This is a genomic window from Williamsia sp. (genome assembly GCF_016462415.1).
GTDB lineage: Bacteria > Actinomycetota > Actinomycetes > Mycobacteriales > Mycobacteriaceae > Williamsia_A.
The window spans coordinates 1-7,076 of the sequence record NZ_JAEMTF010000154.1 but is presented as its reverse complement, the minus strand read 5'-3'; the positions used below and the strand labels follow the sequence as shown (position 1 = coordinate 7,076).

6 protein-coding genes are annotated in these 7,076 nt (G+C 67.8%); 2 read left to right on the top strand and 4 right to left on the bottom strand.

Features of this window, described 5'->3' with window-relative positions; all coding sequences use genetic code 11:
• Nucleotides 1-39 precede the first annotated feature (39 nt).
• Both JHC79_RS22105 and JHC79_RS22100 read left to right on the top strand, forming a co-directional pair.
• Complete coding sequence (locus JHC79_RS22105) at nucleotides 40-1,848, top strand: ABC-F family ATP-binding cassette domain-containing protein (RefSeq protein ID WP_296394948.1); 1,809 nt, start codon at nucleotides 40-42, stop codon at nucleotides 1,846-1,848.
• A gap of 12 nt (nucleotides 1,849-1,860) precedes the next feature.
• A complete protein-coding gene (locus JHC79_RS22100; protein ID WP_296394945.1) occupies nucleotides 1,861-2,880 on the top strand; it encodes an enoyl-CoA hydratase/isomerase family protein in 1,020 nt (339 codons plus the stop codon).
• Between the two features lie 22 nt (nucleotides 2,881-2,902).
• On the opposite strand, the gene JHC79_RS22095 is transcribed toward JHC79_RS22100, so the two are convergent.
• The 4 genes from JHC79_RS22095 to JHC79_RS22080 form a co-directional block, all read right to left on the bottom strand.
• Nucleotides 2,903-3,664 (bottom strand): hypothetical protein, encoded by a 762-nt coding sequence (locus JHC79_RS22095; RefSeq protein ID WP_296394943.1) that lies wholly within the window; start codon nucleotides 3,662-3,664, stop codon nucleotides 2,903-2,905.
• Entirely contained in the window at nucleotides 3,645-5,234 is a 1,590-nt protein-coding gene (locus JHC79_RS22090) for a peptide chain release factor 3 (protein WP_296394940.1), read from the bottom strand. The genes JHC79_RS22095 and JHC79_RS22090 overlap by 20 nt, the downstream gene beginning before the upstream one ends.
• Before the next feature lie 90 nt (nucleotides 5,235-5,324).
• Nucleotides 5,325-6,341, bottom strand: a complete 1,017-nt coding sequence (locus JHC79_RS22085) for a beta-ketoacyl-ACP synthase III (RefSeq protein ID WP_296394938.1) — start codon at nucleotides 6,339-6,341, stop codon at nucleotides 5,325-5,327.
• A gap of 136 nt (nucleotides 6,342-6,477) precedes the next feature.
• Nucleotides 6,478-7,076, bottom strand: a 599-nt coding sequence (locus tag JHC79_RS22080; RefSeq protein ID WP_296394936.1) for a 3-oxoacyl-[acyl-carrier-protein] synthase III C-terminal domain-containing protein, incomplete at its 5' end; no start/stop codon positions are given.

The window sequence follows — 7,076 nt, the reverse complement described above, 5'->3', positions numbered from 1 at the left end:
CCTCCTGCCCCCACGCCCCACCCCGAACGACAGGACCCGATGGTAAACCTCGTCAACGCCGAGAAGATCAGCAAGAGCTTCGGCATCGCCCCGCTGCTGGAGTCGGTGAGTCTCGGTGTGCAGGAAGGCCAACGCATCGGCGTTGTCGGCCTCAACGGCGGCGGCAAGACCACCATGCTCGAGATCCTCGCCGGCCTCACCGAGCCGGACTCCGGCCGGGTGTCGCGGGTCGGCGGACTGCGGATGGCCGTCGTCACCCAGCGCGGCGTGTTGCCGCCCGGATCGACCGTCGGCGACGTCGTGCTCGGCCCGCTTGACATCCCCGAACACGAATGGGCGTCCGACGCGCGCGTGCGCGCGGTGCTCGCCGGCATCGGGATCGACCGCCTCGACGGCGGACTCGACCGCAGCGTCGAGGAGCTCTCCGGCGGACAGCGTCGTCGCGTCGCCCTGGCCGCCGCGCTCGTGCAGGATCTCGACCTGCTGATCCTCGACGAGCCCACCAACCACCTCGACGTCGAGGGCGTCCAGTGGCTGGCCGATCACGTCATCAACCGTCGCAGCGCGCTGGTGGTCGTCACCCACGATCGGTGGTTCCTCGACACGGTCGCCACCCGTACGTGGGAGGTCGCGCACGGCTCGGTCACCGAGTACGAGGGCGGATACAACGACTGGATCTACGCACGCGCCGAGCGGGGGCGTCTCGCCGACGCCGCCGAGGAGCGTCGCCGTAACCTCGCCCGCAAAGAACTCGCCTGGCTGCGTCGCGGCCCGCCGGCCCGGACATCCAAGCCCAAGTACCGCATCGAGGCCGCCGAGAAGCTCATCGCCGACGTGCCCCCGGTCCGTGACAGCGTCGCGTTGTCGTCCTTCGCGAAACGTCGACTCGGCCGCGTCGTCATCGAACTCGAGGACGCCACCCTGCGCACCCCGGACGACCGTGTGCTCGTCGAGGACCTCACGTGGCGTCTGCAGCCCGGCGAGCGGATCGGTCTGGTCGGTATCAACGGTTCCGGCAAGACGACGCTGCTGCGCGCGCTCGCCGGTGAGGTGCCCGTCGAACCGGGCCGCCGCAAGGAGGGCACCACGGTGTCCATCGGCTGGCTGCGACAGGAACTCGACGACCTGCCCACCGACATGCGCGTGCTGGAGGCGGTCGAGGACGTCGCCGGTCGCATCACGATCGGCGCGGGAACCAAGCAGGAGAAGGAGATCTCGGCGGGCCAGCTCGCCGAGCGGCTGGGCTTCTCGCCGGCTCGTCAGCGGACGCCGGTCGGCGATCTCTCCGGTGGCGAGCGCCGTCGGCTGCAGCTGACCCGTGTGCTGATGGCGCAGCCCAACGTGCTGCTGCTCGACGAGCCCACCAACGACCTCGACATCGACACCCTCCAGCAACTCGAGGACATCCTCGACGGATGGGCCGGGACGATGGTGGTCATCAGCCACGACCGCTACCTGATCGAGCGGATCTGTGACAGCACCTGGGCGCTGTTCGGCGACGGTGGACTGACGAACCTGCCCGGCGGCATCGAGTCCTACCTCCAGCGACGAGCACGACAGGGCGACAACAGCACTCCGGTGTCGTCGGTCGCGGGACGCTCCGACGGCGCGGTGGCCGCACCGGTTCGCGATGCCGGCGCCGAGCGTGACGCGCAGAAGGCGATGAAGCGACTCGAGCGGCAGATCGCGAAGTTCGATGCTCGCGAGACCGAGCTGCACGCCCTGTTGGCCGAGTCCGCCACCGACTCGCAACGCCTACGCGAACTCGACGCGGAGTTGACCGCCGTCGTGGCCGAGAAGGAGACCGCCGAGGTCGAATGGATGGAACTCGCCGAAGAGTGGGGATAGTACGGTACTTGCATGTCCTACATTCAGACCTCGGTGGCCAACGGAGTCGGCGAGATCATCCTCGATCGGCCACGGGCGCTCAACGCCCTCGATCAGTCGATGATCGACGACATGCACGAGGTGCTCACCCGCTGGGCCGACGATCCGTCGGTGGCGACTGTGCTCGTGACGTCGGCATCGGACCGGGCGTTCTGTGCCGGCGGTGACATCCGCGCGATCCGGGAGAACGCGGTCGACGGTGACGCCGCGGCGATCAGCCACTACTTCGCCTCGGAGTACACCCTCGATCAGCTGATCGCCGACTACCCCAAGCCCTACGTCACGTTGATCGACGGCGCCGCGATGGGCGGAGGCCTCGGGATCAGCGTGCACGGCGAGGTGCGGGTCGTCACCGACAAGGCCGTCATGGCGATGCCGGAGACGGCGATCGGATTCTTCCCCGACATCGGTGCGACCTATTTCCTGCCGCGCCTGCCCGCGGGTGTCGGAATGTGGTTGGGGCTCACCGGCGCTCGAATCACCGGTACCGATGCCGTCACGGTCGGCCTCGCGACACATCATGTCCCGTCCGACGGCCTCGCCGAGGTGGCCACCGCGATCCGTTCGGGCGCCCCGCTGGTGGAGGTCCTGACCTCGTCGGCCCCTGCCCCGACCGAGATCCCGTTGAAGAACATCGCCGAGTACTTCGCCGACAGTTCGGTTCCCGCGATCCTGGGCGGCCTGCGCGGTGCGGCGTCGAGTGCGTCGGAGCAGCAGGCGCAGTGGGCCCAGCAGATGGTGACGTTGATGGAGTCGGCGTCACCGACCAGTCTGATGGTGGCGGCCCGGCTGATCGAGATCGGGGATTCGTCGCTGCTCGATCAGTGTTTCGAGCGAGAACTCCATGCCGCAGAACGAATCTGTGCGACCCCTGATTTCGCCGAGGGGGTTCGGGCGGTCCTCGTCGACAAGGACCGCAACCCGGCGTTCTCGCCCGCAACGGTCGACGACGTCGACCCGGCCGAGGTCGAGCGGATCGTCGGCAGCATCTGAGGCGTCGTCAGGATCTGAGACGTCAACGGCTGAGTTCGAACCACCCCGACAACACCGCGGTCGACGCGGCATCGGGGGCAACGGTTCCCGGTATCCCGATCGGCGGCAGGGGTGTGGTGGGCACCTCCGTCTCGGGTACTTGATCCGTCGGGTCGACGGAGTCATCGGGTAGGAACGGGTTCGCCTGCACGAGAACGGCGTCGGGGCACGTGAACGACCCCGCGGCGCTGTCCTCGGTGAACGAGGTCATCGTCAGCGCGCACGAGATGGCCTGAAAGTACCTGCCCTCGGCGACGACACCGATCTGCGCGGTCACGTCTTTACGGGACACCAATTCACTGATCGGCGCCTCGATCTGTACGCCGTTGCTCCCCGCGCTCTTGAACACGAACAACGCGCTGTCCGGGGGGGCCAATGGGTTGTCGTTGCCCCACTTGGGAAACGAGTGGCACCCTCCACCCGGCGGGTCGTCGGCGTCGGGATCGGCGACATCGCCGGGGGCGCCGACGGCGGCAGGTTCCTGCACGTCGATGAGTACGCGGCCGGAGCGGAAAGACAGCCCGCCGGGAGCCTGGGTGAGCTGTCCCGCCGGAGGCCTCTCGTCGCAGCGCTCATCGGCGACGCGGTCGTCGGTGCGGCCGCTCGACGATGCTTGCGCGCTGGGTGCACTCGACGTGGTCGGCGATCGTGACAGGCTCAGGTTCGACGACCCGCAGCCCGCCGACAAGCCGGCGACCAGCGCGAGAACGGCAATCGCGAGTACGTCAATCCGCTGCCGCGACAAGGGGTTCCAGAGTCAGCTTCGGATGTTCCTTCTCGATGTACTGCAGTCGCCACTTGTCGCTGACCAGGGCGAGGATCGCGCCGTCGGTGCGGGTGAACACCTCGACCCCGCGCTGACGGCCCAGTTCCTCGGCGCTCTCGGCGTCGGTGCGCCGGGCGAGACCGTACGGGAGGTTCTGCACGGAGGTCTCGACGCCGAACTCGGTCTTCATCCGGGCGGTGACGACCTCGAACTGCATCGGCCCGACCGCGGCGAGCACGGGTGACGCGTCACCGCGCACCTCGTTGCGGAGTACCTGGACCACGCCCTCTGAGTCGAGTTGGTCCATCGCCTTGCGGAACTGCTTGTACTTGCCCGCACTCTCGGCGCGCAGAACGGCGAAGTGCTCGGGTGCGAACGACGGGATCGGCGGGTACTGCACCAGTTCGTCGGTGTAGAGCGTGTCCCCGGGGGCCAGGGCCATCGCGTTGACCAGGCCCACCACGTCGCCGGGGTAGGCGGTGTCGACGGTGGAGCGGTCCCGGCCGAACACGGCCTGGGCGTATTTGGTGGTGAACGGTTTACCCGTCTGGGCGTGGGTGACGACCATGCCGCGTTCGAACTCACCGGAGACGATTCGCATGTACGCCAGGCGATCCCGGTGCGACGAGTCCATCCCTGCCTGCACCTTGAACACCACGGCGCTGAACGGGTCGGTGACCTCGCGTTCGTGGTGGTCGATGCCCTCGCGGCCGGTGGGAGGTGGCGCGAGCTCGACGAGTGCCTCGAGCAGCTGTCGCACACCGAAATTCAGTGCTGCGGAGGCGAAGATCATCGGCGAGGTCTCACCCGCGAGGAACAGTTCCTCGTCGTGGTCCTGGCCCATCTCCGAGAGCAGGTCGCTCTCCTCGACCGCGGCCTCCCATTCGCTGCCCTCACGCTGCGCCGCGTGCTCGGCGTCGAGCAACTCCTCGGGCGCGATGGTGGCGCCACCCGCGGTGCGGGTGAAGCGGACGTACTCGCCGGTGCGGCGGTCGAGGACACCGCGGAAATCGCCGGCGATTCCGACGGGGAAGAACAGCGGGGTGGGAGTGAGGCCGATACGTTCGCTGATCTCGTCGATCAACTCGAGTGGGGAGCGGCCGGGCCGGTCCCACTTGTTGATCACGGTGATCACCGGCACGCCGCGATGGCGACACACCTGGAACAGCTTGAGCGTCTGGGGCTCGAGACCCTTGGCCGCGTCGATGAGCATCACCGCGGCGTCGACCGCGGTGAGCACCCGGTAGGTGTCCTCGGAGAAGTCGGCGTGGCCGGGGGTGTCGACGAGGTTGATGACGTTGCCCTCGTAATTGAACTGCAGCGCAGTCGAACTCACCGAGATACCGCGGGCCTTCTCCATCTCCATCCAGTCCGACACGGTCGACTTGCGTCCGGCCTTGCCATGGATGGCCCCGGCCTCGGAGATCATCCGCGCGTGCAGCGCCAACGCCTCGGTCATCGTGGACTTGCCGGCGTCGGGGTGGGAGATGATGGCGAAGGTTCGACGACGGGCGACCTCACGGGCGACGGTGTCGGGACTGGAACTCACCTGTCGAGGCTACTCAACGCGCAGGTCAGACCAAAAACCGAGTTTGTAGCAGTTCGTATCGCGCAGCGACGCGAACTGCTACGGATCGAGCTACTCGAAGGGGACCGGGGGAAGGGTCACCACCTGGGCGGCATAGCTGAGGCCGGCGCCGTAGCCGAGCAGCAGGGCGGTCTGGCCGGGCTTGGCCTCCCCGGTCGACAGCATGTTCTCCATCGCGAGAGGGATCGAGGCGGCCGAGGTGTTGCCGGTGAACTCGATGTCCTTGGCCACCGGGGTGCCCTCCCGGAGATGGAGGTTCTTGGCCAGCAGGTCGTTGATGCGGGCGTTGGCCTGGTGCGGGATGAACACGTCGAGGTCCTCGGCACCGATCTTCGCGGCCTCGAGGGCACGCTGCGCCGCCTTGCCCATCTCGAACGCCGCCCAGCGGAACACCGCGGTGCCCTCCATGCGCAGGAAGGGCTGTTGCTCGCGGTCGCCGCGGAGGAAGGTCGCCCAGTCGACGTCCTGCTTGATCGCGTTGTACTGCGAACCGTCGCTGCCCCACACGACGGGCCCGACGCCCTGCTCCTGCGCCGGTCCGAGGACGACGGCGCCGGCACCGTCGCCGAAGATGAAGCAGTTGCCGCGGTCGGTCATGTCGATGCCCACCGACAGTTGCTCGGCACCGACGACCAGGACGTGGCCGGCACTTCCGCCGCGGATCAGATCGGCGGCCACCGCCATCGCGTGACCGAACCCGGCGCAGCCCGCAGTGATGTCGAACGCGGGGACACCGGTCGCACCGATCCGGTGGGCGACGTCGGTGGCGGCGGCCGGGGTCAGCAACAGATGTGTGTTGGTCGCGATGATGACCGCATCGATGTCCGACGGCTGGAGCAGCGCGTTCGCGATCGCCTTGAGTCCGCAGTCCACCGACATGGTGGTGACGGACTCGTCGACACCGGCGAAACGGCGCGTCCTGATCCCGGTACGCGTGTAGATCCACTCGTCGGACGAGTCGATCGTCTCGCAGATCTCATCGTTGGTGACGACTCGTGACGGGCGATAGGCGCCGATCCCGAGGATTCCGATGTTCTTGGTGCCGGTGCGTTCGGCGATCACGGTCATGCGGGACGTCCTCTGGTTGCCTGCAGCGTCCGGCCCTGGATGTGATCAGCCGAACAATGTCGTGCAGGTGTACAAAGACAGTCCTAGCAGACTGTGACCGACAACAGGTGGACCCAGCTCCGGAACCCCTGACGCCTCAGAAGCTGGTGATCTTCGGTGCCGGGGGGAGGGTGACCACCTGGCCGGCGTAGCTGAGACCGGCGCCGAAGCCGAGCAGCAGGGCGGTCTGGCCGCCCTTGGCCTTGCCGGTGGCCAGCATCTCCTCCATCGCCAGCGGGATGGACGCCGCCGACGTGTTACCGGTGTTCTCGATGTCGTTGGCCATCGGCAGGTCGTCGGGCAGGCCCAGGTTCTTGCGCATCAACTCGTTGATACGCGCGTTGGCCTGGTGCGGGACGAACACCTCGATGTCCTCGGCGGTGACCCCGGACTGCTCCAGCGTCGACGCCAACGCCTTCGGCAGGGTGATCGCCGCCCACCGGAACACACGCGAGCCCTGCATGGTGACGACCATGCGCTCGACCGGATCGGTCTGCGGATCACGCGATTGGAACTCCTCGGCGCGGTCCATGTACTCGATGATGTCGTAGCTCTGGCCGATCGCCTCGGCGTTCTCACCGTCGCTGCCCCACACGGTGGGGGAGATGCCGTTGACCTCGCTCGGTCCGACGACCACCGCGCCCGCGCCGTCACCGAAGATGAAGGCGGTGTTGCGGTCGGTGGGGTCGAGCACGA

Bases quoted from the DNA above. Each gene is read 5' to 3' on its own strand.
- JHC79_RS22105 (WP_296394948.1), top strand. From the start codon at position 40: ATGGTAAACCTCGTCAACGCCGAGAAGATCAGCAAGAGCTTCGGCATC.
- JHC79_RS22085 (WP_296394938.1), bottom strand. From the start codon at position 6,341: ATGACCGTGATCGCCGAACGCACCGGCACCAAGAACATCGGAATCCTC.
- JHC79_RS22100 (WP_296394945.1), top strand. From the start codon at position 1,861: ATGTCCTACATTCAGACCTCGGTGGCCAACGGAGTCGGCGAGATCATC.